The sequence below is a fragment of the Pseudacidovorax sp. NFM-22 genome, assembly GCF_021401245.1.
Classification (GTDB): Bacteria; Pseudomonadota; Gammaproteobacteria; order Burkholderiales; family Burkholderiaceae_C; genus Xenophilus.
In genome coordinates, this window is the sequence record NZ_JACBFY010000006.1 from 301116 (window position 1) to 326469 (window position 25354).

General features: G+C 71.1%; 17 protein-coding genes. 6 read left to right on the plus strand and 11 right to left on the minus strand.

What is annotated here, in order from left to right:
• Window positions 1-169 precede the first annotated feature (169 nt).
• The 8 genes from L0984_RS21790 to L0984_RS21825 form a co-directional block, all read right to left on the minus strand.
• Window positions 170-1753 (minus strand): MBOAT family O-acyltransferase, encoded by a 1584-nt coding sequence (locus tag L0984_RS21790; RefSeq protein WP_234196354.1) that lies wholly within the window; start codon window positions 1751-1753, stop codon window positions 170-172.
• Between the two features lie 5 nt (window positions 1754-1758).
• Complete coding sequence (locus L0984_RS21795; RefSeq protein ID WP_234196649.1) at window positions 1759-2865, minus strand: alginate O-acetyltransferase AlgX-related protein; 1107 nt, start codon at window positions 2863-2865, stop codon at window positions 1759-1761.
• Between the two features lie 2 nt (window positions 2866-2867).
• Complete coding sequence (locus tag L0984_RS21800) at window positions 2868-3857, minus strand: alginate O-acetyltransferase AlgX-related protein (RefSeq protein WP_234196356.1); 990 nt, start codon at window positions 3855-3857, stop codon at window positions 2868-2870.
• 64 nt (window positions 3858-3921) lie between these two features.
• Window positions 3922-7125 (minus strand): NfrA family protein, encoded by a 3204-nt coding sequence (locus L0984_RS21805; protein ID WP_234196358.1) that lies wholly within the window; start codon window positions 7123-7125, stop codon window positions 3922-3924.
• The gene (locus L0984_RS21810; protein ID WP_234196360.1) at window positions 7122-8819 is read right to left on the minus strand and encodes a glycosyl transferase family protein; all 1698 of its coding nucleotides are present in this window, start codon (window positions 8817-8819) and stop codon (window positions 7122-7124) included. The genes L0984_RS21805 and L0984_RS21810 overlap by 4 nt, the downstream gene beginning before the upstream one ends.
• Window positions 8820-8857: 38 nt before the next feature.
• On the minus strand, window positions 8858-11053 hold the full coding sequence (locus L0984_RS21815; RefSeq protein ID WP_234196362.1) for a cellulose biosynthesis cyclic di-GMP-binding regulatory protein BcsB: 2196 nt from the start codon (window positions 11051-11053) through the stop codon (window positions 8858-8860).
• A complete protein-coding gene (wecB, locus tag L0984_RS21820; protein WP_234196365.1) occupies window positions 11050-12225 on the minus strand; it encodes a non-hydrolyzing UDP-N-acetylglucosamine 2-epimerase in 1176 nt (391 codons plus the stop codon). Before wecB ends, L0984_RS21815 begins: the two co-directional genes overlap by 4 nt.
• A gap of 411 nt (window positions 12226-12636) precedes the next feature.
• Window positions 12637-12828, minus strand: coding sequence for a CsbD family protein (locus tag L0984_RS21825; protein ID WP_234196367.1), 192 nt, complete (start codon window positions 12826-12828; stop codon window positions 12637-12639).
• Window positions 12829-13197: 369 nt separating this feature from the next.
• Here L0984_RS21825 and L0984_RS21835 point away from each other — a divergent pair, with 369 nt between their 5' ends.
• The 6 genes from L0984_RS21835 to L0984_RS21860 are packed head-to-tail and all read left to right on the plus strand — an operon-like array spanning window position 13198 to window position 20907.
• Window positions 13198-13656 carry a type IV pilin protein gene (locus L0984_RS21835; protein WP_305079920.1) on the plus strand — a complete coding sequence of 153 codons (459 nt, stop codon included), beginning with the start codon at window positions 13198-13200 and terminating at the stop codon, window positions 13654-13656.
• Window positions 13644-14273: a GspH/FimT family pseudopilin gene (locus L0984_RS21840; protein ID WP_234196368.1), complete on the plus strand. Its 630-nt coding sequence runs from the start codon at window positions 13644-13646 to the stop codon at window positions 14271-14273. Before L0984_RS21835 ends, L0984_RS21840 begins: the two co-directional genes overlap by 13 nt.
• A 7-nt stretch (window positions 14274-14280) precedes the next feature.
• Window positions 14281-14706: a type IV pilus modification PilV family protein gene (locus L0984_RS21845; protein WP_234196370.1), complete on the plus strand. Its 426-nt coding sequence runs from the start codon at window positions 14281-14283 to the stop codon at window positions 14704-14706.
• Window positions 14707-14726: 20 nt separating this feature from the next.
• Window positions 14727-15908: a PilW family protein gene (locus tag L0984_RS21850; protein WP_234196371.1), complete on the plus strand. Its 1182-nt coding sequence runs from the start codon at window positions 14727-14729 to the stop codon at window positions 15906-15908.
• Entirely contained in the window at window positions 15905-16534 is a 630-nt protein-coding gene (locus L0984_RS21855) for a pilus assembly PilX family protein (RefSeq protein ID WP_234196373.1), read from the plus strand. Before L0984_RS21850 ends, L0984_RS21855 begins: the two co-directional genes overlap by 4 nt.
• 53 nt (window positions 16535-16587) lie before the next feature.
• Window positions 16588-20907 carry a PilC/PilY family type IV pilus protein gene (locus L0984_RS21860; protein ID WP_234196375.1) on the plus strand — a complete coding sequence of 1440 codons (4320 nt, stop codon included), beginning with the start codon at window positions 16588-16590 and terminating at the stop codon, window positions 20905-20907.
• 43 nt (window positions 20908-20950) lie between these two features.
• Here L0984_RS21860 and L0984_RS21865 read toward each other — a convergent pair whose 3' ends face one another.
• The 3 genes from L0984_RS21865 to L0984_RS21875 all read right to left on the minus strand — a co-directional run bounded on the left by L0984_RS21865 (window position 20951) and on the right by L0984_RS21875 (window position 25289).
• The gene (locus L0984_RS21865; protein WP_234196377.1) at window positions 20951-23089 is read right to left on the minus strand and encodes a putative bifunctional diguanylate cyclase/phosphodiesterase; all 2139 of its coding nucleotides are present in this window, start codon (window positions 23087-23089) and stop codon (window positions 20951-20953) included.
• Window positions 23090-23256: 167 nt separating this feature from the next.
• A complete protein-coding gene (locus tag L0984_RS21870) occupies window positions 23257-24075 on the minus strand; it encodes a TIGR04290 family methyltransferase (RefSeq protein WP_234196379.1) in 819 nt (272 codons plus the stop codon).
• Entirely contained in the window at window positions 24072-25289 is a 1218-nt protein-coding gene (locus L0984_RS21875) for a CgeB family protein (protein ID WP_234196381.1), read from the minus strand. Before L0984_RS21875 ends, L0984_RS21870 begins: the two co-directional genes overlap by 4 nt.
• Between the last annotated feature and the right edge of the window lie 65 nt (window positions 25290-25354).

The following is a 25354-nucleotide window of genomic DNA, read 5'->3' on the forward strand; positions in this document are numbered from 1 at the left end:
AGGAGATGGCAGGGTGGTTCATATTCGTGACGGGTGCGCTCAGCGAACGGAAGGTACCTGGGGAGGCGCAATATCAATTCGGCGTGCGCAAAATCGATTAGAAATCCCTGGTTCTGTACAAAAACGATGGAGCTACGCGCGATAGCCGCAAGCTGATCGGGACGGCGCATCAAAACTGGAAGTAAAGGAACCGCGCTTCCCGGTGCAGGTTCATGACGCTGACCAGCAACAGCAGCAGCACCACGACCAGCCAGCCCGTGCTGGGCTGCCAGCGCAGCCATGCGGGCCGGCCTTCCTGCACGCGGCCCAGCGCGGGCGAGAAGCGGCCGAGGATCTGGTACGCATTGGGTGCGCCCCAGGCGATGGCCAGCAGACCCACGATGAGCAGCGCCTGCACATGGCGGCCGACGAAGGCCTGCCAGCCGGCCCAGCCTTGCGCCAGCAGGTCGGCCGCCTGGGCGACGCCCAGCGATTCCACGCCGCGCAGCCCGGCCATGCCTTCGAGCAACGCCAGTGCGCCCTGCACGTCATGGGCGCGGAAGAACACATGGGCCACCGTCACCGAGGCAAAGGTCAGGCCCACGCAGGCGATGAGCCACAGCCGCCTGCCGCGCGCGCCCTGCGGCGCGACGCGCGGCGCCAGGCCGATGCGCCAGGCGTGGTTGATGCACAGGTAGCTGCCATGCAGCAGCCCGTAGATGAAGAACTGCAGGCCCGCGCCATGCCACACGCCCGCCAGCCCCATGGTGTAGAGCGTGGGCCAGCCGATCATCAGCGCGAAGCCCAGCGGCGTGCGGCTGCCCACGGCGCCCACCGGCAGGCCGCGGCGGCTGCGCCAGCGCGAGACCTTCATGGCCATCGGGTAGTACAGGTAGGTGGTGAGGTAGCGCGTCAGCGTCATGTGCCAGCGCGCCCAGTAGTCGATGATGCTGGCCGCCTTGAAGGGCGAGTTGAAGTTCAGCGGAAAGCGCACGCCGAACATCTTGGCCAGGCCCAGCGCCATGTCCGAATAGCCCGAGAAGTCGAAGTACAGCTGCAGCGTGTAGGCCAGCGCGGCGCCCCAGGCGCCCCAGAACTGCGGGTCGCCCGGTGCCGCGAAGCCCGCATCGGCATAGGGCGCGATGCTGTCGGCCAGCAGCACCTTCTTGGCCAGCCCGATGACGAACAGCGTGCCGCCCACCGACAGGTTCTCGGCGCGGAAGCGGTAGGTCTCGGCCTGGTCGAACTGCGGCATCATTTCCTTGTGATGCAGCACCGGCCCCGCGATCAGGTGCGGGAAGAAGGTGACGAACAGCGTGTGGTTGAGCAGGCTGGCCTTCTTCACCGTGCCGGCCTGGCAGTCCAGCAGGTAGCCGATCTGCGTGAAGGTGAAGAAGGAGATGCCCAGCGGCAGCAGGATGTCCTGCACCGGCCCCGCGCGCAGCCCCAGGTCGGCCAGCGCACCCAGCAGCGTGGTGAAGTACTTGTAGTGGAACAGCAGCGCCAGGTTGCAGCCCACGCCCACGGCCGTGATCCACCACTGGCGCCGCTTGTCGGCGGCACTGCCGATGATGAGCCGGCTGAACACATGGTTGACCAGGATCGAGCCGGCCAGCAGCGCGACGAAGCGCGGGTTCCACCAGCCATAGAAGACGAAGGACGTCAGGCACAGCCACAGCGCCGCCCAGCGGCGGCCGGCCGCGGCCAGGGCGTAGTAGCCGCCCAGCGCCACCGGCAGGAAGAGGAACAGGAAGAGGTACGAGTTGAACAGCATGCGCGTCAGGGCAGGGCGGCGGCGGCGCGCGCCTCGTCGGCGCTCAGGGGCAGCGAGAGCGAGAGCTCGGAGAAGGTCCACACGACGAGCTTGAGGCTGGCGGGCCAGCGCTCCTGCTGCGCCAGGGCGGCCAGCATGGCGCCGGAGAAGTAGCCGCCGTCGTGGCTGAGCGTCCAGACCTCGCGGCCGAGCTGGCGGCCCAGGCGGCCGGGAAATTCGCTGCGCAGGCCGTTGGAATCGCCCACCAGCAGCACCTCGGCGGCGGGGCCGGCATCCAGCAGGCCGCCGCTGGCCACCGGCACGATGCGCTCGGGCGTGAAGCGCTCCAGCGCCGGGCGCCAGCCTTCAGGCAGCCGATCGAGGCCGGCCAGCATGATCAGGTCGCCCATGCGCGGCTCGGGCGCGGCGCCGCGCTGGTCGTCGAAGCGCTGGGTGCCGGGACCGCCCAGCATCGGCAGCGCGGCGCGCCCGATGGCATCGGCTGCCGCCTCGGCGCCCGCCGGGGCCATGTGCACGTCGGTGCGGTAGTAGGCCTGGGGCAGGGCCGCCAGCGCAGGGCGCAGGTCCACCTGCGACACGCCGGCCTCGGCCAGGCGCTGCTGCCAGTCGTCCAGCCGGGCCTGCATGGCGGCCGACACCGGCAGGCCGCACAGGTGCGCGGCCTCGATGCGCGACTTGTCCGGCACCGTGGCCACCACCAGCTGCACGCCGCGCGCGCGCAGCACCTGCGCCCAATGCCGCATCAGGGCCAGGCGGCGCGCATAGGCCGCGGCCGCGACGGCCTCGCCGGCCGCCGGGCGCAGGCCGTCGCGGTAGAACAGCCAGCCGGGGCAGCCCGGGGCCACCTGCGGACCCAGGTCGCCCAGCAGGCGCCAGCGCAGGCCGGCGCCCCAGCGCGTCCAGTCGGACTGGCCGGGCAGGGCGCCCAGGGTGCGGTTCATGGCGGCCTCGGCGCCGGCCTGCGGCCAGGCGCTGCGGTCCGCCGTCGCCAGCCGCCACAGCCCCCAGGCGAGGCCGGCGACCAGCAGCAGGCCGATGACGAAGGCGAAGCGGACGTGCCGGCGGTCGGGCGTGGCGGTGGCGGAGGGCGGGGGCGCCGGCGGTGCGGCCATGCTCACGCGAGCGCGGCCTGGATGCGGCGCTGCCACTCCTCGGCCGACACCACCGACGCGCTGTCCCACAGCCCGCGCGCGTCCGGTCCCAGGTGGAAGTTGGGCTCGAACAGCTGCCACACCAGCGCCTGCGGCTTCTGCTGGCGGAAGGCGTTCGATTCCACGTACTCGAGCAGCACGCGCCAGAAGCCCACGTCGCCCGGCTTCCAGTTGACCGACACCGGCCGGTCGAGCAGGTTCGACAGCTTCTGCGGAAAGCCGAAGTAGGGCTGCACCATGCTGTTGCCGGTGACGTGCACCGGCGAGGGCGCGTCGGCCAGCAGGCTTTCGCCATCGCCGGCGCGGCGCACCGAATAGATCTCGCGGCCCACGGCGCGGCGCTGCTCGGGCGAGAGGAAGCGGTCCGCCAGGTCGCCGTAGCGGCGTTCGTTGATCAGCGGCCCCAGCGCCATGCCGGTGCCGGGCTGGCCGGCCAGGTTGGGCACCTTCTGGCGGATCAGGTCGGCCGTGGCCTGGGCCGTGGCGTCGGCCGCGGGCTGCGCCCAATGCTGGTCGGTGCGGTAGTAGACCGGCTGGCCGGCGGCCTTGAGGGCCATCAGCAGCTTGTCGTCGTCGAAGGTGGCCACGCCCGCCGTCTGCAGGCGCGAGAGGATGCCGGCGTAGCGCTGGCGCATCTCGGGCGACATGGGCTTGTCCGCGGGCAGCTTCTCCTCGTAGATGCGCATCTTGTCGGGCAGCACCGGCACCACCAGGGCCACGCCCTTGGCCGCCAGCAACTGGCCGACCTGCGCCACGCGGGCCACGGTGGCGTCGATGCCCTTCCAGTCGGGCGTGGACAGGCTGTCCCAGGCCGCGAAGATGTAGTTGTCCTGGCCCACGAAGGCCAGGTTGTCGGCGGGCTGGGCGCGTGCCAGGCCGGCCAGGGCCAGGCCCATGGGCAGGCCCAGCAGGTGGCGGCGGCGCAGGCCGCTGGCGGTGCGGTCGTCGGTCATGGATGCAAACCCCTCGTGTGCGTGTCGTCCCGGTGCGCGCGGCGGGGCCGCGCGCCGGCGGGAATCAGTAGGAATAGGACAGCGTCATGAACAGGCCCTTGGCCCGGTCCGCGTCGCCGCCCAGGCGGGCGCGGTACTGCAGGCTCAGGTCGGCATGCGAGCGCTGGGCGTTGTAGCGGTCCTCGTTGAGCCAGTAGCGCAGGTTGACGCCGATGCCGGCGCCGGCCGACCAGCTGCTGCCGTTGCCCGCCAGCGCGAAGCTGCTGGCGCCGGCCAGGGGCACGCCGCTGACCCGCGCCTGCGTCGAGTACCAGTCGGCGGCCAGCGTGACGTGCGGGAACACCACCAGCCGGTCGCTGTACGAGGTCAGGAAGCTGCGGCCCACGCGCACTTCGCCGGCCGCGAAGCCCTGGCCGCGGCGAAGGCGCCCGTTGCCGGTGGCGAGCGTGTTGCCCGAGGCATCGCGCTCGGTGTAGTCCACGCCATGGTCCAGCAGCGTGTAGCCGGCCTGCACGTAGCCTTCCATCGTGTACCAGCTGGGCTTGTCCAGCCGCAGCGCCGTGCCCTCGTAGAAGCCGTAGAGCATGTAGGCCTGCCAGCCGCCCGAGGCCTTGCTGCCCTGGTAGTCGATGGTGGCGGCCTGGCTGTTGAGCGCGCAGCGCACCGAGGCGGGCCCCGCATTGATGGCACCCGAGCGCGTGGCCGTGCCCAGCAGGAACTGCCGCTCGATGCCGAAGGTGAGGTTGGTGCCCGCATCGGGCGTGAAGCGCGCGCCGATGGCGCCCGTGGTCGAGGGCCAGCCCGAGGCGCTGTTGAAGGTGCCCTGGTTCACAGTGGTCGTGCCGCCGCAGGGGTTGTCCACCACCTGCGCGCCGGTCACCGTGTTGCCGCTGTGCAGCGTGTTGGACAGCCGGCCGTAGACCTCGAAGGTGCGGTTGCTGCTGTTGAGGAAGGTCGGCGGGCGCCAGTAGGCCTCCACGGTGCTGAAGGTGGAATTGCCCGGCACCGAGATCGGCTGGCCCGCCAGGGCGTTGGACGGCGAGCGCGCGCCGCGGTAGCCCACCGAGGCATTGACGCCCCATTCGCGCGAGAAGTTGGCGATGGCGCTGCGGGTATCGAAGCGCTGCTGCTTGTCCAGCGTGAGCTTGCCCGCGTCGGCATCGTCGATGGCCTGCCGCAGCATGGCGGCGGCGGCCGGACGGTTGCCGACGGCGGCGGTGGCATAGGCCTCGTCCAGCACGTTGGTCTCGGGCGCCTCGCCGGTGCTGCGCGCCGCCACGAAGTCCTGCAGCGACAGGTCGTACTGCTTGCGCGCGCCATGGAGGTAGGCGCGCTGGCGCAGCAGGCCGGCGTCGGTGGGCTTGGCCGCCAGGGCCGTGTTCAGGCGGTCCATGGCCTCCTGCTGCTCCTGCGCATTGCCCGAGGCCAGCGTGGTGGTCAGCAGGTTCTGGTTGGCCTCGCTGTCGGGCTGCTCGGCCACGGCGCGGCGGGCCAGGGCGATGGCCTTGGGGTATTCCTGCCGGCCATAGGCCGCATAGGCGCGGCTGGCGGGGCTGTCGGTGCCCGGGTCGTCCCAGGGCGCCAGTTCGCAGACGGTGCCGTAGGGCGTGTCGCGGCACAGCTGCAGCGGCGCATGGGTCTCCAGGCTGTTGTCGGCATCGCTCCCCCAGCCGGCGAAGCGGCTGGCACGCTTGAGGCGTGCCTGCGCCTGGGCATCGTCCGCGGGCAGCGGGGCCAGCAGCGCCTTGGCGCGATTGGGCTGGTCGGCGGCCAGCGCCAGGTCGGCGCCGATCAGCCGGGCATTGCGGCGCTGGTCGTCGGTGATCCAGTCCAGGGCCAGCACCTCGTCGATGTCCTGCTGCGCGGCGGCGGTCTCGCCCAGCGACTGGCGCAGGTAGGCGCGCAGCAGCTGCACGCCGGTGTTCTCGTCGTCGGCCGACAGCGCCTCGGTGGCGGCCTTCTCGGCCGCGGCGTCGTCGCGCATGGCCTGCAGCACGCCGATCAGCAGCATGCGGTGGCTCGCCACGTCGGGCGCGATGCGCACCGCGTCGCGGGCCTCGGCCAGCGCCTCGCGGTTGCGGCCCTTGTTGAGGGCGGCATAGGCGGCCTGGGCGTGCAGGTTGGCGATCTGCTGCCGCGCCAGGCGCATGCGGGCCATGATCGCGTCCTTGTTGGGCGCGCCCAGGGCCATGGCCACGTTGCCGTACTGCACCACGTCGTCGTAGCGCTGCTGGTTCTCCAGCGCGTTGAGCCACAGCAGCGTCCAGGGGCCCTGGCTCGGATCGATGCGCACCGCCTGCTCGGCCAGCCTGGCGGCCTCGGCGTACTTGCCGTCGTTGTAGAGGGTGTAGGCCTCGGTGGCGATCGGGAAGCCGCGGCGGTAGGCCTCGGTGGTGGGCGCGGCGCCGGTGCCGGCGGGCGCCGGGCGCAGGTTGACCAGCGCGGCCTGCAGCTCGGGGCTGCCGTGGCCTTGCGCGATGGCCTGCACGGCGCTGCGCTCGGCCTCGTCCAGGCGGCCGAGCTTCTGCAGCGTGTAGACGCGCAGCAGCTGCAGGCGCGGCACGTCCGGCCGCAGCTTCAGGGCGGCGTCGGCGCGCTCCAGGGCCAGGGCATAGCGGCCCTGGTTGTAGGCGCGGTAGCCCTGCGCGGCCAGGCGCCAGGCGGTGCCGCGCAGGCGGTTGCCGCCGCGGCTCGCGCGCCCGGCGCGGGGCCCGGGCGCACGCGCGGCGGGGGCGGCGCGGCGTTCGCCGGGCCGCACGAACTGCGCGGGCGCATCGGGCGAGGGCGGCTCCTGCAGTTGCGCCAGGTCCAGGCGCGTCGGGATCGTCGGCAGGCGGCGGGCGCCGGCGCCCAGCACCACGTCGGGCCCGCCGGGCGGGAAGGGACCCTGCGGCGGCGCCGGCGGCGGCGCACCGCCGATCTGCATCAGCGGATCGGCGTCGGCGGAAGAGGGCAGGCCCCGCGGCTCGATGCGGGCCATGCGCACCATGGCCAGGCTGTCGCCCGACAGGCGCCGGCGCCAGCCGGGCAGCTCGGCCATCTGCAGGGCGTCCTGCGGGGTTTCGGGCACGGGTGCGGGCGCCGGCTGTCCGCCGGCCGTGGCCGTCTCGGGCAGCGCCAACCGGTAGGCGACACGCAGCTGGACGCCGGTGTCCTGCCCGGCGGGTGCCTCGGCGGCGAGGGGCGCGACCGAGGCCAGGGCCGGCATCACCGGCCAGGCCGCGGCCAGGGCCATCGCCAGCGTGGCTTTGCGGTGCAGCGGTTTCATGCGGGAGCCTGTTGTTGGGTGTGGGTTTCGAGGCCGACGAACTGCGAGTCGTTCTCCTGGAAGGCGATGGCCTCGTCGAGGGTGGCGTCGTCCAGCCAGCCGTTGTCCACCAGGATGGCGCCCAGCGGCCGGCGCGACTGCGCCTGCAGGCGCAGCGCGGCCTCCAGGTGCTCGGGGTCGATGGCCCGCCACGACAGCAGCAGCTCGCCCAGGCGCTGGCGTGTCTGCACCAGGTGGTCGTCGGAGGGGAAGTCGTGCATGGTCTTGTCCCACACCAGCCGCGTGCCGAGGAGCTTGTGCGACAGGAACAGGCGCCAGGCCCGCGCCGCGGCGGCGGCATTGATGAAGTTGCCCACCACCATGCGTGGCACCGACAGCAGGCCGTGCTCCCAGCCGTACATGCGGGTCACGAACCAGGCCCGCTGCAGCACGCGCCAGACCAGCAGCACGCCGTTGATGGCCATCACCGTCACCACCCAGCTGCCCGGGTGCAGCAGCGGCGGGTAGTGCACCGTGAACCAGCCGAACTGGTAGGCCAGGAAGAACAGCATGAAGTTCAGCACCAGCAGGTAGCCCAGCATGGCGACGAAGGAGGTCACCAGGCCCTTGCGGTCACGGTAGAGCAGGTACTTGGCCGCCAGCGAGCCGCGCCAGCCCACCTGTTCCCAGCCCTGGAAGCCGATGCCCAGCGTCCAGCGGGCCTTCTGCCGGTAGGCGGTACGGAAGGTGTCGGGAAAGAACTCCCGCACGCCCAGGGGCATGCGCAGGGCATGCACCTTCTCGCGCCCCAGGCCGAACCACGAGCTGCGCCGCGTCACGTAGTCCACCTCGAAGCGGCCGAAGATCTGCTTCATGCCCAGCTGGCCGAGGCGGTTGCCGATGTCGTAGTCCTCGGTCAGGCTGTCCACGTTGAAGGGCTGGTTCTGCGTCGCCTCGGCCAGGGTGTGCAGGGCGCGCAGCGAGAAGCAGGTGCCCACGCCGGCCGAGGGCACGGTGCCGGCCAGGCTCTCGCGCACCACCAGGTCCTTGCTGTGCCATTCGGCGAACTCGTCCATGTAGGTGCCGGCCACCAGCTCGAACCAGTGGCGCTCCAGCGAGGTCACCGGCAGCTGGATGAAGTCCATGCGCGGCAGCAGGTAGTTGTAGTACTTGAGCTCCAGCGGGTGGAGCACGTCCTCGCTGTCGTGCAGCACCACGCCGGCAAAGCGCTGGCCGGTGGACTTCTCGTACTTGAACACGGCCTGCACGACCCAGTTGAGGCAGTCGGCCTTGCAGGTGGGGCCGTCGTGCGGCACCTCCACGCGCACCAGGTGGCGGTAGCGCCGGCGCATGCGCTCCACCTCCTCGATGGTGCGTGCGTCGTTGCGGTAGGTGCCCACGAAGATGGCGTAGTCGCGGTACTCCAGCGTGGAGACCATGTTGGCCAGCATGGGCGCGATCACGTCGTACTCGTGCCACGCCGGGATCATGATGGCCATGGGCTGCTCGTCGCGTTCGCGCAGCTGCGCCACCGACAGCGGCGCATAGCGCCGCCGCACGGTGAGCGCGCGCCAGGCCTCGCGCACCCAGTACCAGAGGTCGATGAACAGGTCGTCCAGCCCCGAGATCAGCACGAGCACCGCCACGGTCGCCGTCAGCACCTCCAGCAGGTGGTAGTAGTCGGCCGCCAGGTACGGCCAGTAGAGCGAGTCCATGCGGGGATGCCGTCAGGACCCGAGGCGCGAGCAGGTCATCACTTGTTCTTGTCGTGGCGACGCTTGAGGCGATGGGCCAGCACGAAGAGCAGCAGGAGCAGCAGCAGCGCGAAGGCGATCACCGGCACGCCCCACGACAGGTGGCGGCGCCATTCGGCCAGGAAGCCGGAGCCTTCGGGCGCGGCGTCGCTGTTGGCCGCGGCGCTGCCGTCGGACCAGGCCACCGGGCCTTCATCGCCCAGCACGGCCAGGTCCCCGCGGTTGAGCACGAAGGGCTTGCCCAGCGCCGGCTGCGTGCCCAGCACCTGGTAGACGAGGCCGTACTGGCCGTGGCTGCTGGCCACCTCGATGGCGCTGGCCTGCGTCAGGCCGCCGACGTCCAGCCAGGGCGACTGCTTGCCGTTGATGCGCAGGTGGCCGTCCTTGACGGACACGCGGGCATTGGCACCGTCGACCGGCACCTGCAGCGCCAGGAAGGGGCGGGCGGGGTTGAAGGCGCCCTGGCCCTGCACCACCAGCTCGGCGCGCACGGGGCTCACGCCCGAGGCGGCGGCGATGCGCACCAGGCGCGGCAGCGTGGCGATGGCGTCGGCCAGGTAGGACTCGGGCACAGCCACCTGCGGGTGGTAGGCCATCAGCGGCAGCAGGCCGACGAAGGTGCCGTCGGGCGCGGCGTCGCCCGTGCGCAGGGCGGTCGTGCGCAGCACCTGCACGGGGTAGGCCTGAGGCGCCTCGTTGCAGCCGTCGTAGTAGGGCTGGCGCTGGATGGCCACGCGCAGCACGTTGTTCAGGCCCAGCACGTAGCTGGGCACGCGGGCGTCGATGCGCTCGGGATGGCCGTCGGCGTTGAGCTGGCGGGCGCCGAGCAGGGTGTCGTTCCAGTACACCGTGGCCACCGGGCGCGAGCGGCCCGCGCTGGGCGAGACGGCCAGGTCGACGCCGATGTCGGTGGGCAGGCGGCCATCGGCCGACAGCGCGGCCAGCGGCATGGTGACGGTCCAGTCGCCCTTGGCGAGCACGTCGAAGTTGGGGTTGGTGCCACCCCATTGCGTCGGATGGATGACCGTGCGGCTGGTGGCCTCGGCCTGGTCGGCCTTGTCGATCACGGCATTGCGACCGATGAGCACGTTGCGCCACGCGTCGGCGAAGGCACCGGCGGCCTGCGCGCCGGCATCTTCGGCCAGCACGATCACGGGCCGCGCACCCAGCGTGGCCAGGCGCACCATGTGCGAGGGCATGCCGTCGGCGGCCAATGCGGTCTGGCGGCCGCGCCAGTCCGACAGCGCGCGGGCGGCGTCGGCATCGGCATTGAGTTGCGTGGCCAGCGCGTCGAGCGCGGCATTCATCTGCTGGCGCAGGGTGGCGTCCATGACGAGCAGGTCGCCCGTGGCGGCGCCGGAGCCCAGCACCATCAGCGCGCCCACCTCGGCGGCATCGCGGATCTGGTGGCGGGCCTCGCCGGCGGCCAGGCCCGAGAAGGCGGGCAGGCCGGCCAGCGCGGGCGGGATCTGCCAGCCCTGGGTGTCGACGCTGTCGCCCACCGCGGGGAAGCTGCGCACGTTGATCTGGCGGCCGGCCTGTTCCATGGCCAGGCCGATGCGCCAGGCGCTGTCGTAGGCGCCCTTGGACAGCCGCTTGCCGGCCACGATCATCGTGGGCCTGGCGGGCAGCGCCACCCAGGCGTCGGCCAGGTTGGTCAGGGCGCCGCTGGTGAAGCGGTAGCTGAAGCGGGTGTCGGGCTCGACGGCCAGCACATTGCCCGAGGGACGCTCATAGGCGCAGATGCGCTCGGGCGAGTTGTTGATCCAGCTGACGCCCAGGCGCAGGAAGCCGTCGACGATGGTGCGGGTGTCCACCTTCAGCACCTGGCTGGCGTCGCCCTCGGCCGTGTCCACCCGGGTGGCATAGCTGGGCCGGCCGTTGACGGCCAGCGTCATCGAGGTGCGGGCCTCCTCGGGCTTGTAGTAGCGGCCGCGGAAGTCGATGCCCGCATCGGCAATCGCCACGTTGCGCGGCACCGGCAGGTAGAACTCCTGCTTGGCGTCGAAGCCGGTGAGCAGCACGGTGCGGGTGATCCCCAGGTCGGCCAGCGTGAAGCTGCGCGTGACCCAGGTCTCGCCCTGCAGCCGCTGCAGGGCGTCGCCCGCGGGGCTGGCCAGGGCGGCGACGGGGGCCAGCAGGCCGATCCCGAGGACCAGTGGAAGAGGATGAAGCAGGCGTTGGGGCAGTCTCATGCGAAGTCCAGGCTCGGAACGGAAGCGGGTTGGAGGGGCGGGGGCGCGAACTCGGCCACGGGGCGGCCGCACAGCGCATCGACGATGCGGCGGCAGGCATGGCCGTCGCCGTAGGGGTTGCCGCGGCGGGCGATCTCGGCATGGGCGTGCGGGTCGTCCAGCAGGCGCCGGGCGGCGCGCAGGATGCGCTCGGGCGCCGTGCCCACCAGGTGGGCGGTGCCGGCGGCCACGGCCTCGGGGCGTTCGGTCACGTCGCGCATCACCAGCACGGGTTTGCCGAGGTGGGGCGCCTCTTCCTGCACGCCGCCGGAGTCGGTCAGGATCAGGTGGGCGCGCCGCATCAGCCAGATGAAGTCCAGGTAGCCGACCGGCTCGATGAGGTGGACGTTGGGCAGGCCGTGCAGCAGCTGCATCACGACGCCGCGCACGTTGGGGTTCATGTGCACCGGATAGACCACCTCGACGTCGTCGCGCAGGGCCAGCTCGCGCAGGGCGGCGCAGATCTGCCGGAAGCCGTCGCCGAAGTTCTCGCGCCGGTGGCCGGTGACCAGCACCAGGCGGCGGCCGGGCGTCAGCCAGCCGTAGCGGCCGGAGACGGTGGCCGACAGCGCTGGATCGGCGTCCAGCCGGGCCAGCGCGGCGGCCAGCGCGTCGATGACGGTGTTGCCCGTCACCCAGGCGCGGCCGCCGAGGTTCTCGCGCCGCAGCGCGTCGCGTGCGGCGGGCGTGGGGGCGAACATCCACTCGCTCATCACGTCGACGACGCGGCGGTTCATCTCCTCGGGGAAGGGCGCCTTCATGTCTCCGCTGCGCAGGCCCGCCTCCACATGGCCGACCGGGATGCGCAGGTGGAAGGCCGCCAGGGCGCAGGCGGCGGCCGTGGTGGTGTCGCCATGCACCAGCACGCAGTCAGGGCGCAGTTCGCGCAGCACCTCGTCCATGCGCGTCGTGAGGCGGGCGCTGAGCTGGTTGAGCGTCTGGTCCGGCTGCATCACGTCCAGGTCATGGTCGGCCTTCAGGCCGAACAGCCCCATGGCCTGCGCCAGCATCTCGCGGTGCTGGCCGGTGATGCACAGGGTGCTGCGCAGCTGGGGCTCCGCAGCCAGCGCGGACACCAGGGGTGCCATCTTGATGGCTTCGGGGCGGGTTCCAAAAATCGAGAGGACGTGCATCGGAAAGCGGAAAACGCGCTGCGGCCACGGCACTCGGACGGCGGACTCCGCCGCGTCCCCGGGGCTCTTGGCTTCAACGGTATGGACTGTTAACTTTAGTTAACTATGGTATCGACCGTGCCAGACGAGACGCCGAACTGCAGGTCGAAAAAGCGCGGAAATGTGAACTATTGTTAACTAACGGCGAGCGTCGCTGTGCTTTCCCAGCGGAGCCTGACTCGGCGCACCCTGGCCATATGGCCGATGGCCCGGCCCAAAGCAAAAGGTCCCCCTGCCGGTGAAGGCAGGGGGACCTCGAAAAAAAGGGGGCAGCGGGAATCGCCGCCAGCCATGCGGCCCCGGCGCCCGGCATCTCCGGCCGCGCCTCCTGGGCGGGCAGCGAAGAAGTGCGGGGCCGGCGGCGGCCCGCGCTCAGTGGCGCAGCTTGTCGGCGGTGTCCTTGGCCGCTTCCTTGGTGTCGCCGTAGGCTTCCTGGGTCTTGCCAGCGGCCTTGTCGACCATGCCTTCGGCCTGCATCTTTTCGCTGCCGACGGCCTTGCCCACGGTCTCCTTGACCGAACCCTTGGCCTGCTTCAGGTTGCCCTGCACGGAATCCTTGTTCATGAATACCTCCTGGTCGAAGCGCCTGCGGCGGGATTGCCCCAGGCATTCGCGATGCGGCGAATGCATTCCATGCTAGGCAGACAAGGCGCGCCGAACAGGGCGGTGTACGCCATGCCGGCGTAGTGCGGAAAGCTTGCCGCCTGTAGGCGTCGGATGGCGTCGCCCGCCACGGGCACGCGCGCGCCACTGCCTCGCCGGCGTGGGCCAGTCCATCCCCCAGACGGTGCACGTTGTGGCAAAGCTACTAGCACGTCAGTTCCCGGTCCTGCAAGCAGCCGTTCGATTGACGTCATCGTTACGTCAGTTAACAATTGCGTAACAATTAGGCAAGCATCTCCTTTCTTTTCTCCATATTCGGCAAAGGCCCCGATGAGGTTCAGCACGCGGCACGCTCGGGGCTTCACGCTCATCGAGGTCATGATCGTGGTCGCCATCGTGGCGATCCTCACGGCCATCGCCCTGCCCAGTTACCGCGACTATGTGCTGCGCGGCCAGATGGTGGACGGCACCAACGGCCTGGCGACGATGCAGGCCAACATGGAGCGGTACTTCCAGGACAACCGGCAGTACTCCGACGTGAGCAGCAGCGTGCAGTCGCCCTGCCGCACCGGCACGGACCTGTCGCGTACGGTCGGCAAGTTCCTCATCTCCTGCGACAGCACGACGGCCAGCGCCTATTCGATCCAGGCGGTCTCCAGCGCGCTGGGCGGGCTGACCTTCAAGCTCGACCAGACCGGCAAGCGCTCCACCTCGAACCTGCCCTCCGGCTGGGGCGCCGACTGTGCCAATGCGTGGATCCTCAAGCGAGGCCAGACGTGTCCCTCCTGAGGCGCGGCGCGCGCGGGGGGCGGGGCCGCGTGGCCGGCTTCACCCTCGTCGAGCTGATGATCACCGTCTCACTGCTGGCGATCCTGCTGGCGGTGGGCGTGCCCTCGCTGGCCGACTGGGTCCGCAACAGCCGCATCCGCACCGCGGCCAACAACATCCAGGACAGCCTGCGCACCGCCCAGGCCGAGGCGATGAGCCGCAGCCGTCCCATGGTGCTGGTGTTCACCGACAGTCCGCCGGCCACCGCCCCCGCGTCGGTGGCCGTGCGCAGCGGCGGCAAGTTCTGGGCCGTCTACCAGCTGCCGCTGGACGGCTCGGCCGAAACGGCGCAACTGGTCGTCTCGGGCAACTTCAGCGGCGCGGCCGATGGCGTGGCGGTGACGGGGCCCGCGGCCCTGTGCTTCAGCAGCCTGGGGCGCGTCGTGTCCACCGGCGCGAGTTCGGGCCTGACGGCCGCCTGCCAGGTGCCCACCGGCACACCGCCGCAGCAGGCCTACAACATCACGCTCACGGGCGCCGACCGCCCCCTGCGCGTGACCGTGGGCCTGAGCGGCCAGGTGCGCATGTGCGACCCGGCCCGCAACATCACCAGCAGCCCCGACGGCTGCCCGAGCTGAGCGCCGCATGCCCCGCCACACCGATCGCGCCGCCCCGTCGCGCGGCCCCCGCCAGGCGGGTGTCGCGCTGATCGAGGTGCTGGTGTCCATCTTGCTCTTCTCCATCGCCCTGCTGGGGCTGATCGGCCTGCAGGCCCAGGCGACCTCGCTGTCGCTGGAGGCCGACTATCGCAGCCGCGCGGCCCTGCTGGCCGACGAGATCGCCGCCCAGGTCTGGATGAAGAAGACGGTCGCGCTGGACAACGACGCCATCACGAGCTGGAAGAACAAGGTGGCCTCGTCCGCCAGCCTGCTGCCCAGCGGCACCGGCGGCTTCGACCGCGTCGGCAGCACCAACGCGGTGGACATCACCATCACCTGGAAGCCGCCCTCGCGCAGCAGCACCGACGCCGCCAGCAGCTTCCGCACGCGGGTCACCGTGCCTTCGCTGTGAACCGGATGGCTGCACGCACGATGCTCCTTCGCGCTGCCGCGGGCCGGCGGTGCGCGCGCGGCGTTTCGCTGATCGAACTGCTGGTCGCCATGGCGCTGGGCCTGATCGTGGTGCTGGCCGTGATGAGCATGCTGGTGGTGGGCGAGGCCAACCGCCGCACCACCACCGGCACCAACGACATGACCCAGACCGGCGGCTTCACGGTCGCCACGCTCGACCGGGCGCTGCGCTCCGCCGGCGCCGGCTTCGCCCAGGGCTTCGACTGGGGCGTGATGGGCTGCAAGCTCCATGCGGCGCGCAACGGCACCAACGTGCTGCCGGTGAGCGCCGCCTTCCCGGCCCCCTTCGCAGGCCTGCTGGGCGGCGCGACGGACAGCGCCGACCTGCGCCTGGCGCCGGTGCTGATCGGCCAGGGCCAGAGCCAGACCGGCTCCGACATCCTCGTCACCATGGGCGGCAGCGCGGCGCTCGGCGACCTGCCGCGCCTGGTGCGCGGCAATGCCGGCACCCAGAAGATCCTGCTGGACAACACCCTCGGCCTGCAGGCCAACGACGTGCTGCTCATCAGCGCCAAGAGCGCGGGCGACTGCGTGGTCACGCAGGTCGACGGCAGCTTCGCACCGCCCGCGGGCGGCACCGACACGCTGCCGCTCGCCGGCCTGTACTTCCGCGCCAACACCACCAGCAGTTCGCTGGCCGGCATCGCCGGCAGTTCCGATGCCTACATGACCGCCCTCGGCAACCAGGATGCCGACAACCTGCAGATGCAGATGTTCGGCGTGGGCACCGGCGGCATCCTGTACCGCTACGACCTGCTGCGCTCGACCGGCAGCAGTGCCGCCGAGCCGCTGGCCGAGGGCGTCTATGCGCTGCGGGCGCTCTATGCCGTGGACAGCAGCGCGACGCCGGACGGCGTGTGGGACGGCGGCTATGTGGCGCCCACGGGCGACTACACCATCAAGACCCTGATGAAGACGCCGGACACCCAGCGCCGCATCGTCGGCGTGCGCGTGGCCATGCTGGTGCGCAGCCCCGTGTACGAGAAGACGATGGTGTCGCCGGCCACGTACGTGCTGTTCAGCGACCAGACGGCGCTCAAGTACCCGATCAACCTTTCCGACGACGACCGGCACTACCGCTACCGCGTCGTCGACACCGTCGTTCCCCTGCGCAACCTGCTGATGAAGCAGCCCGCCTCATGAGCCTTCGTCCCGTGTCACGGCCGCGTCGCGCGGCCGGCCTGCGGCGCCAGCGTGGCGTCGTGCTCGTCTTCTGCCTGATCGTGCTGGTGGTGCTGCTGGCCGGCGGCGTCGCCGTCACGCGCTCGATGAATGCCTCGCTGTCCAACACCGGCAGCCTGGCGCTGCGCCGCGACCTGGTCAACCAGGCCGAGTCGGCCATCAAGCGCGCCATGGACCAGACCTATCCGGTGGGCGGCACGGCCGCCGCCAACAAGGCGCTCAACTACAGCCCGACGCCGCTGGCCGTCAACGACATGGGCATTCCCAACGCGCTGCTCACCGACACGGCCTTCGCCGCCGTCGGCAGCACGGCCAACGACACGGACGGCGCCATCGGCGACCTGACCGGGGGCGTGCGCATCCGCTACGTGGTGGACCGCATGTGCGACATCGCCGCCCAGAGCGCCACCGACCAGGGCCGCGGCCACTGCGTGCCGATCACGCGCGAGGCCGTGGGCGGCAGCGCCCAGCTCGCCACCCGGGCGCCGCCGCCGGTGCAGCCCATCTACCGCGTCACCGTGCGCGTGACCGGGCCGCGCAACACGCAGGTCTTCGTCCAGAGCTCGTTCACCAAGCCCGAAAGCTGATGCGGGCCCGCCCCGAGCCGCCTCGCCTACCCGTCGTGAAGCACGAACCCGCCATGCCCAAGCCCCTCCTTCGATGCGCGCAGCGCCTGTGCTGCCTGCTGCTGATGCTGGTGCTGCCCTTCCATGGGGTGGCGCTGGCGGCGTCGCTGGCCGACCAGCCGGTGTTCTCCAGCTCCAGCGTGCCCGGCAACCTGGCGCTGGCGCTGTCGGTGGAATGGCCGACGGCCTCGCGCACGGCGCACACCGACAACTACGCCAACACCAGCCGCTTCCTGGGCTACTTCGACACCGAGAAGTGCTACCGCTACGTGCAGAACACGGCGGCCAACGTGACGGACGGCGGCATCACGATCGAGACCGGCAAGGGCGACCAGAGCTACTTCACGCCCATCGGCGCCGCCACCAACCGCACCTGCAGCGGCGCCTGGAGCGGCAACTTCCTCAACTGGGCCACCACCGCGGCCATCGACCCCTTCCGCTGGGCCATGACGGGCGGGCGTCGCGTGGTCGACACGGTCGACACCACCATCATCGAGAAGGGCTGGCATTCGGGCCAGGGCCTGTTCAACGACCGCAACCTGCCGCAGCAGTACATCGCCGGCGCGACGCCGTTCACCAGCGCCACATCGCTGGGCATTTCCATCAACGGCCGCGGCTTCGCGATGCGGCTGACGCCCACCACCGGCATCCGCGGCGACTACTACGCCAACACCGTCAACCAGAACCCCGCCGGCAATCCCACCTATACCAACTACGCCGATTCGCTCAACACCAACTGGGGTACCGGCGGGCCGGGCAACGGCGTGGGCACGGACAACTTCACGGCGATCTACAACGTCACCTTCGCCGCGCCGACCAGCGGCAGCTACCGCTTCCGCACCACGTCGGACGACGGCGTGCTGCTCTACGTCAACGACGTGCTGCAGATCAACCAGTGGAACGACCACGGCACGCAGCAGGACGTGACCGGCGACCTCGTCTTCACGGCCGGGCAGTCGGTGCGGGTGCAGGTCAAGTACTACGAGCGCGGCGGCGGCGCCGTCATGCAGCTGGAGATGCAGCCGCCGGGCGGCAGCTACGCCTCGCTGTCCTCCCAGCTCGCGCCGACGCTGGACTACACGGTGCGCGTGAAGGTCTGCGACCCCTCGGCCGGTGCTGGCGGCGTGGAGGCCAACTGCACGCAGTACGGCAACAACTGGAAGCCCGAGGGCCTGGTGCAGCAGTACGCGGGCGACATCCGGTTCAGCGCCTTCGGCTACCTCAACGACAGCTCGGCCACCCGCGATGGCGGCGTGCTGCGGGCACGCCAGAAGTTCGTGGGACCGACGATGCCGGTGCCCGGGCAGCCCGACACCGCCAACACGGCAGCCGCCGAATGGGACGCGACCACGGGCCAGTTCGTGCGCAACCCCGACAGGGACGATGCGCTGGCGACCTCCACCACGGCCGTGCCCATCGCCGACAGCGGCGTCATCAACTACCTGAACAAGTTCGGCCAGATCTACCCGGGCAGCTACAAGGACTACGACCCCGTCAACGAGCTGTACTACGCCACGCTGCGCTACTACCGCAACCTGGGCAATGTGGCCGAGTGGTCGAACCTGCCGGGCACCGGCAACGCCACCGACGTGGCGGCGCGTCGCAAGCAGCTCGACGGCTTTCCGGTGATCACCACCTGGGACGATCCCATCCAGTACTCCTGCCAGCGCAACTTCGTGCTGGGCATCGGCGACATCTACACCTGGAACGACAAGAACGTGCCGGGCAACAACACCGGCACCGACTCCGAGCCGCGCAAGCCCGATCCGGTCGCCAACGACGCCTCGGTCGACGCGGTCGTGGCCACCAACCGCGTCGGCGTGCTGCAGAACAAGGACGACTCGACGGTGAGCGTGAACCTGGCCTCGGTCAACACCGGCGCCGGCGCCTCGCGCTTCTACATGGCGGGCCTGGCCTTCGACGCCAACACCAAGGACATCCGGCCCGACAACGCCGCCGTGGCCAAGACCATCGGCAAGCAGACGGTGCAGACCTACTGGGTGGACGTGCTGGAGCAGCCCTTCCAGAGGAACAACAAGTTCTACCTGGCGGCCAAGTTCGGCGGCATGAAGGTGCCGGCCGACTTCGATCCCTATGCCTTCGCCGGCACCATTCCGACGGAGTGGTGGTCCACCAACGGCGACATGCTGACCGACGCCCGCGACAACCCGTTGAAGCCTCAGGCGCGCCCCGACAACTACTTCACCGCGGGCCGGCCCGACACCATGGTCTCGGGCCTGACGCGGGCCTTCGAGAGCATCGTGGGCAACATCAAGGCCTACACCAGCACCTTCTCGCTGGCGGGCCGGCAGGTGACCACCCAGGCCGACGTGTCGTATGCGGCGCAGTACGACTCCAGCAACTGGTCGGGCGAGGTCACCGGCACCGCCATCCGCTTCGACACCGACGGCACGCCCACCCCCGCCGCCACGGCCAGCTGGACCACCAACACCGCCTTCGAGGGCCAGCTGGGCAGCGGCGACGGCTGGAGCACCGCGCGCCGGGTGGTGACCTGGTCGGGCACCGCGGGCGTGGCCTTCCGCTACGACAGCCTCAGCAGCACGCAGAAGAGCGCGCTGGACACCAGCTACGTCAGCGGCAACGACGGCGCCAACTACCTGCAGTGGCTGCGCGGCGACCGCACGCTGGAAGGCCAGGGCTACCGCGCGCGCGTGGTCACCTCCACCGACAGCAGCGGCACCACGCAGCGGCTGCCGCGCCGGCTGGGCGACATCGTCAACTCCCGCATCGCGGTGGTCGGGCCGCCGGCGGGGCCCTATTCCGACGCCGCCAACCCGGGCTACAGCGCCTTCAAGACCGACGCCAACAATGCCGCGCGTCCCACCGTGCTCTACGTGGGCGCCAACGACGGCATGCTGCACGCCTTCCGCGGCGGCACCGGCACCACGGCCGGGCAGGAACTGTTCGCCTATGTGCCCTCGGTGCTGTTCGCCCGCGATCCCGGCGATGCCACCAATCCGGCCGACGGACTGCTGGCGCAGCTGGGCAAGCCCACCTACGCGCACCGCAACTATGTGGATGCGACCCCGCAGGTCATCGACATCGACTTCGCCCGCGCCGGTCAGGCCTTTGCCGACACGGCCGCCGGCCAGAGCCCGACGCCGGCCTGGCGCAGCCTGCTGATCGGCGGGCTGGGCAAGGGCGGGCGCAGCTACTACGCCATCGACGTCACCCGGCCCGACCTCATGACCACCGAGGCCACGGTGGCCAGCAAGGTGCTGTGGGAGTTTCCGAGCGCGGCGCAGCTGCCCTCCGCGGCGGGCGGCACCTGCAACCTCAGCAGCGGCAACTGCGTCGACATCGGCTACAGCTTCGGCGACCCGGTGGTGGTCAAGACCGCCAAGTGGGGCTGGGTGGCGCTGTTCACCTCGGGCTACAACAACCAGGACGGCAAGGGCTGGCTGTTCGTCGTCGATCCGCGCAACGGCCAGTTGCTGGAGAAGATCTCCACCGGCACCACCGCCGCCGACGGCATGGCCCGGCCCACGGCCTATGTGCGCGACTACAACGACTTCACCGCCGATGCTGTCTACGTGGGCGACCTCGGCGGCCAGCTCTGGCGCTTCGACCTGACGGCGCCCAAGGGCGGCGGCGCCTATCCCGCACCCACGCGCCTGGCGATCTTCAAGGACGGCAGCGGTGCCGTGCAGCCCATCACCACCGCGCCGCTGGTGGAGGTGCATCCCGTCACGCGCCAGCGCTTCGTGCTGGTGGGCACGGGCCGGCTGCTCGACCGCTCCGACATCCTCAGCAGCCAGAACCAGAGCTTCTATGCGCTGATCGATGGCGGCATCGGCAGCTTCGCCACCGCGGCGGCCGACGCCAGCGGCACCAGTGCCGGCAGCTATCCGGTGGACGGTCGCACCCGCCTGGCGGCGGTGACGCCCGCCGGCGCCACGGGCAGCGCCAACGGCGGCACCCTGACCGCGCCCGTGAACCTGGCCGGCAAGGCCGGCTGGTACATCGACCTGGGCCAGAGCGGCTCGGTGGGCTGGCGTGCCATCTCGCCGGCCACGGCCTTCAGCGGCCTGATCGCCTTCAGCGCCACGCTGCCCACCGGCGACGCCTGCAGCCCGGGCGGCCAGAGCCGCATCTATGCGCTCAACTACGCCAGGGCCACCTCGGTGCTCGACAGCAGCGTGGCCTACGTGCCCCAAAGCTCGGTGCTCACCGACCTGAGCTTCTACAACGCCCGCGGCAAGCCGCGCCTGATCGCCGGCAACACCAAGGGCGAGGTGGCCGCGCCCACGGGCAGCTTCTGGGCCTTCGATCCGCGCCAGCTGGGTTGGCGCGAGGTCGGCACGGTCAGGTAGGGGCGGCGGCGCCGGGCCGCGGCCGCGGCCCGGCGCGGGCGGCTTACAGCGGCGCGAACAGCGAGGGCGAGAAGTCGCCGTGCGAGCCGGCCGGCCGCCGGCCCAGGCTCCACGCGAGCAGCTGGTCCGCCGGCATCGGCCGGGCGAAGAAGAAGCCCTGCAGCTCGTCGCAGCCCATGCCCAGCAGGATGTCGCGCTGGCCGGCCGTCTCCACGCCCTCGGCCACCACGCGCAGGCCCAGCGCGTGCGACAGGCGCACCACCGCGTCGACCACGGCCCGCGCGTCGGCGCTGGTCTCCAGGTCGCTCACGAAGCTGCGGTCGATCTTGAGCTGGCGCGCCGGCAGCTGGCGCAGGTAGCTCAGGCTGGAGTAGCCGGTGCCGAAGTCGTCGATGGCCAGGAAGACGCCGATGTGCGAGAGGCCGTCGAACACCCGCTGCGTCGTGGCCACGTCCTCCATGGCCACGCTTTCGGTGATCTCGCACAGCAGCTGCTCGGCCTGGATGCGGTAGCGACTCAGGGCGTCGGCGATGCGCACCACCAGGTCGGGCTCGCGCAGCTGGTGGGCCGACAGGTTGATCGCCACGCGCATGTTCAGCCCTTCGTCCTCCCATTGCGAGAGCTGGCGGCAGGCTTCCTCGATCACCCAGTGGCCCAGCGGATTGATCAGCCCGAAGCGCTCGGCCAGCGGGATGAACACCAGCGGGCTGATGGGCCCCAGCGTCGGATGCGTCCAGCGCAGCAGGGCCTCGACGCCGCGGATCTGGTTGCGCTTGCCATCGATCTTGGGCTGGTAGTGCAGCTGCAGCTCTCCGCGCTGGATGGCCATCCGCAGGTCGGACTGCAGGCTCAGCTGGTTCTCGGCATTGGTGCCCATGCGCGACTCGAACATGGCGTAGTTGCCGCCGCCCGCGCGCTTGGCCGCGTACATGGCCGCGTCGGCGCACGCCACCAGCTTGTGCTTCTCGCCATGGTCCGGGTAGACCACGATGCCCACCGAGGCCGAGATCTGCACGGGCCGCTGGCCCACGAGAAAGGGCTCGCGGATGGCGTCCACGATCTTGCAGGCCACCTCGGTGCAGTCCGCGGCATAGACCACGTTCTCCATCAGCACCACGAACTCGTCGCCGCCGATGCGGGCCACGGTGTCGGTGCTTCGGGCCACCGCGCGCAGGCGGTCTGCGGCGTCGCGCAGCACGGCGTCACCCAGCGAATGGCCGAAGGAGTCGTTGACCGGCTTGAAGCCGTCCAGGTCCACGAACAGCACCGCCAGCTTCTCCTTGCCGCCGTCGGTGCGGGCCAGGGCATGGCCCAGCCGGTCGTCGAACAGCACCCGGTTGGGCAGGTCCGTGAGCGGGTCGAGGAAGGCGCGGCGGTGCAGCTCTTCGTTGGCTTCCTGCAGCTGGTGGTTGGCCTCCTTCAGCGAGCGCGCCAGCTGCATGGTGCGTCCGCGCAGGCGGGCATCGAGCACCGAAGTGAAGAGCGTGAGCATCAGCATCAGCAGCGTCGCCGCCATGACCATCAGGCCCAGGCTGCGGCCGCCGAGCGCGTCGGCACTCAGGCAGACGCTGCCTTCCACGAACCCCGCCGCCGCCATGCCCGCGTAGTGCATGCCGCTGATGGCCAGGCCCATCACCACCGCGGCGCCCAGCTGCAGCAGCCGGGCCCGGCCGCCGTCGCTGTCGCGCAGCAGGAAGAACAGCAGCAGCGCGGCCGCCGAAGCGCCCCAGGCGATGACGCCCGACGCGACCACCAGGGCCCAGTGCCAGCGGATGCCCGGGACGACGTCGATCGCGGCCATGCCCAGGTAGTGCATTGCACAGATGCCCAGCGCCATGGCGGCCGAGCCATACAGCAGCGATCGCGCCCCAAGACGACTGCGGGCGGCCAGTTGCAGCGCGAGGGCAGAGACCGCGACGGCCGCCAGCCAGGACAGGGCGGTCAGCGCATAGGTGTAGCCCAGCTCGATGGGCAGCGAGTAGGCCATCATGCCCACGAAGTGCATCGACCAGATGCCGGTGCCCATCACCAGCGAGCCGGCGGCGCACCAGGTGCGCGAGACGACACGGTCGCGCGTGTGCACGCGCTTGGCCAGGTCCAGCGCCACGTAGGAGGCGAAGGCGGCGATGAGGATCGAGGCGGCCACGATCCACAGGTCGTAGCGGGGAAGAAGCAGAGTCACGGCGGCGGTGGGCCCGCCGACTTGGAGGCCAAGCGCAGACCGTAAGAGGAAAAACGTCCAGGACTTCGTCTATACGCAGCCGGACCCGGGTTGGATGCAGCCGCGGATTGGACGGCTTTCGCTTGCCCCGGGCTGGCGTAGGGAGATTGCTGGCCGCCGCGCAGCCGTCAGTGGGCCGGCGAGGGCCGGCCTTCGCCGACGATGCTGTCGTGCTGGGGCTGCCACATCGCGCGGGCCGCCTGGGCATCGGCCCGGGGCGTGCACAGCCACATCTCGTGCCCGGGCCGGGCCCGTATCTGCAGGCCCGACGAGCGCAGCATGGCTTCCACCGCGGCAGCGTTGGGGGCCCACCAGTTGGTGGGGTCGCCGGCCAGGCGCTCCTCGATGAAGGCCATGCGCGGCCAGCCGGGTGCGCACAGCCGCGCGCGCTCGTCGATGCCGCAGTCGGGGGCGCCGTCCACCGCGTCGCCGGGCAGGGTGAGCGTCTGGAACATCATCAGCCGCCGGGTGCGGCGGGCCAGCAGGTCCAGCGCCAGCAGCGGGTAGCGCAGGTGGTAGAAGACGCCCATGAACCACACCAGGTCGAAGTCGCCCGGCTCGCCGGCCAGGTCATAGACCTGGGCGCAGCGGAAGTCGATGCGCCCGGCCAGGCCCATCTCGCCGGCGGCCCAGCGCGCCTGGTCGAGGTAGTGCGGGTCCACGTCCAGCGCCAGCACCTGCGCGCCGCGCCGGGCCAGCTCGAAGCTGTAGAAGCCGGCGTTGCAGCCCACGTCCAGCACGCGCCAGCCGCGCAGGTCCTCGGGCAGATGCGGCGCGATCTGCAGCCATTTGAAGCGCGGGAAGTCGCCGCCCAGCGGGTGTTCGGGCAGCGTCTGCAGGCCGCTGGGCAGGTGCAGGTTGTGGAACCAGGGGCCGAGTTCGCGCACGCGGCGGCGCTGGGCGTCGAGGGCGGCCTCGATGGCCTCGGGCGGTGGCGCGCTGGTCATGGCGAGGCCTCCGGCGACACGGCCACACCCATCGCCTCGGCCACATAGGCCTCCAGTTCGCGCGCCCGGTGTTCTGCGGTGTGCGCGCCCAGCACGCGCTGGCGCGCGGCCTCGCCGGCGGCGCGGCGCTGGTCCTCGGGCAGGTCGGTCAGCAGGGCCAGCACCTCGTCGGCGCTGTCGGCCAGGAAGATCTCGCGCCCCGGCGTCAGCACGTCCTCGATGCCCGCCCAGCGGTCGCTGATGATGGGCGTGCCACAGGCGGCGGCCTCGAACAGCCGCACGCTGGGCGACCAGCCGGCCGCCCGCATATCGGCGCGCGTGAGGTTGAGTGTGAAGCGCTGGCTGCCGTAGAAGGCGCGGTGCTCCGGCGGCGGCAGGTGCGGCACGTAGCGCACGTTGGCCGGCCAGTCCTCGGTGCCGGGATGGTTGGCGCCCGCGACCGCGAAACGGCCCTGCGGCCAGCGGCGTGCGGGGGCCAGCAGCAGCGTCTCCAGTCCGGCGCGGCGGTCGGTGCTGTCGGTGCCCATGTAGCCCAGGTCCAGGCTGCATGCCACGTCCTGCATCGCATGCAGCTGCGGGTCGACCGCGCAATACAGCACCCGCGCCGCGCGGGCGCCGAACTGCCGCTCCAGCCGCTCCAGGGTGGGGCCGCCGGTGAACGAGAGGTACAGGTCGTAGCCGGGCAGCTGGCTGTGCGAGAGGTAGGTGCAGGCCTGCTGTGCCAGCGCGGCGAGGGTGACGGGCGTGTCGATGTCATAGAAGGCCGTGACCCCGCGCGCCTGCTTCTGCACCCAGTCGCCCACCTCGATGCCGTCGGGCACGAAGGAGCCGACGATCACCAGGTCGGCGCCGGCGATGGCCTCGCCCCACTGCGTGCGCAGAGTCTCCAGGTCTTCGTACAGGACGGTGCGGCACCAGGGGGGATCGGGCAGATCGCGGTGGCTGGCATACCAGGGCACGTCGCGCTCCAGGAAGAGCACGTCGTGCCCGCGCTGCGCCAGGGCGCGAACCAGCGCGCGCCAGGTGGTCGCGTGGCCGTTGCCCCAGGAGGAGGTGATGGACAGGCCCAGGATGGCGATGCGCAGCGGGCGCTCGGCGAGGGAGTGAGCGATCTCCAGCGGTTCGGGCTGAGCGTCCCCGGACCATTCGGAAGGAGCACCTTCCAGCCGTCCGGGCTGAGCACCCCCCGACCGTTCGGGCTGAGCAAACCCCATCCGTTCGGGCTGAGCCTGTCGAAGCCGGGGCCCCTCCGTCGCCCGCGCGCCGTCCTGCCCTTCGA

Coding starts and splice junctions, on each gene's coding strand:
- L0984_RS21790 (WP_234196354.1), bottom strand. CDS start 1,753: ATGCTGTTCAACTCGTACCTCTTCCTGTTCCTCTTCCTGCCGGTGGCG.
- L0984_RS21795 (WP_234196649.1), bottom strand. CDS start 2,865: ATGGCCGCACCGCCGGCGCCCCCGCCCTCCGCCACCGCCACGCCCGAC.
- L0984_RS21800 (WP_234196356.1), bottom strand. CDS start 3,857: ATGACCGACGACCGCACCGCCAGCGGCCTGCGCCGCCGCCACCTGCTG.
- L0984_RS21805 (WP_234196358.1), bottom strand. CDS start 7,125: ATGAAACCGCTGCACCGCAAAGCCACGCTGGCGATGGCCCTGGCCGCG.
- L0984_RS21810 (WP_234196360.1), bottom strand. CDS start 8,819: ATGGACTCGCTCTACTGGCCGTACCTGGCGGCCGACTACTACCACCTG.
- L0984_RS21815 (WP_234196362.1), bottom strand. CDS start 11,053: ATGAGACTGCCCCAACGCCTGCTTCATCCTCTTCCACTGGTCCTCGGG.
- wecB (WP_234196365.1), bottom strand. CDS start 12,225: ATGCACGTCCTCTCGATTTTTGGAACCCGCCCCGAAGCCATCAAGATG.
- L0984_RS21825 (WP_234196367.1), bottom strand. CDS start 12,828: ATGAACAAGGATTCCGTGCAGGGCAACCTGAAGCAGGCCAAGGGTTCG.
- L0984_RS21835 (WP_305079920.1), top strand. CDS start 13,198: ATGAGGTTCAGCACGCGGCACGCTCGGGGCTTCACGCTCATCGAGGTC.
- L0984_RS21845 (WP_234196370.1), top strand. CDS start 14,281: ATGCCCCGCCACACCGATCGCGCCGCCCCGTCGCGCGGCCCCCGCCAG.
- L0984_RS21850 (WP_234196371.1), top strand. CDS start 14,727: ATGCTCCTTCGCGCTGCCGCGGGCCGGCGGTGCGCGCGCGGCGTTTCG.
- L0984_RS21855 (WP_234196373.1), top strand. CDS start 15,905: ATGAGCCTTCGTCCCGTGTCACGGCCGCGTCGCGCGGCCGGCCTGCGG.
- L0984_RS21860 (WP_234196375.1), top strand. CDS start 16,588: ATGCCCAAGCCCCTCCTTCGATGCGCGCAGCGCCTGTGCTGCCTGCTG.
- L0984_RS21870 (WP_234196379.1), bottom strand. CDS start 24,075: ATGACCAGCGCGCCACCGCCCGAGGCCATCGAGGCCGCCCTCGACGCC.
- L0984_RS21875 (WP_234196381.1), bottom strand. CDS start 25,289: ATGGGGTTTGCTCAGCCCGAACGGTCGGGGGGTGCTCAGCCCGGACGG.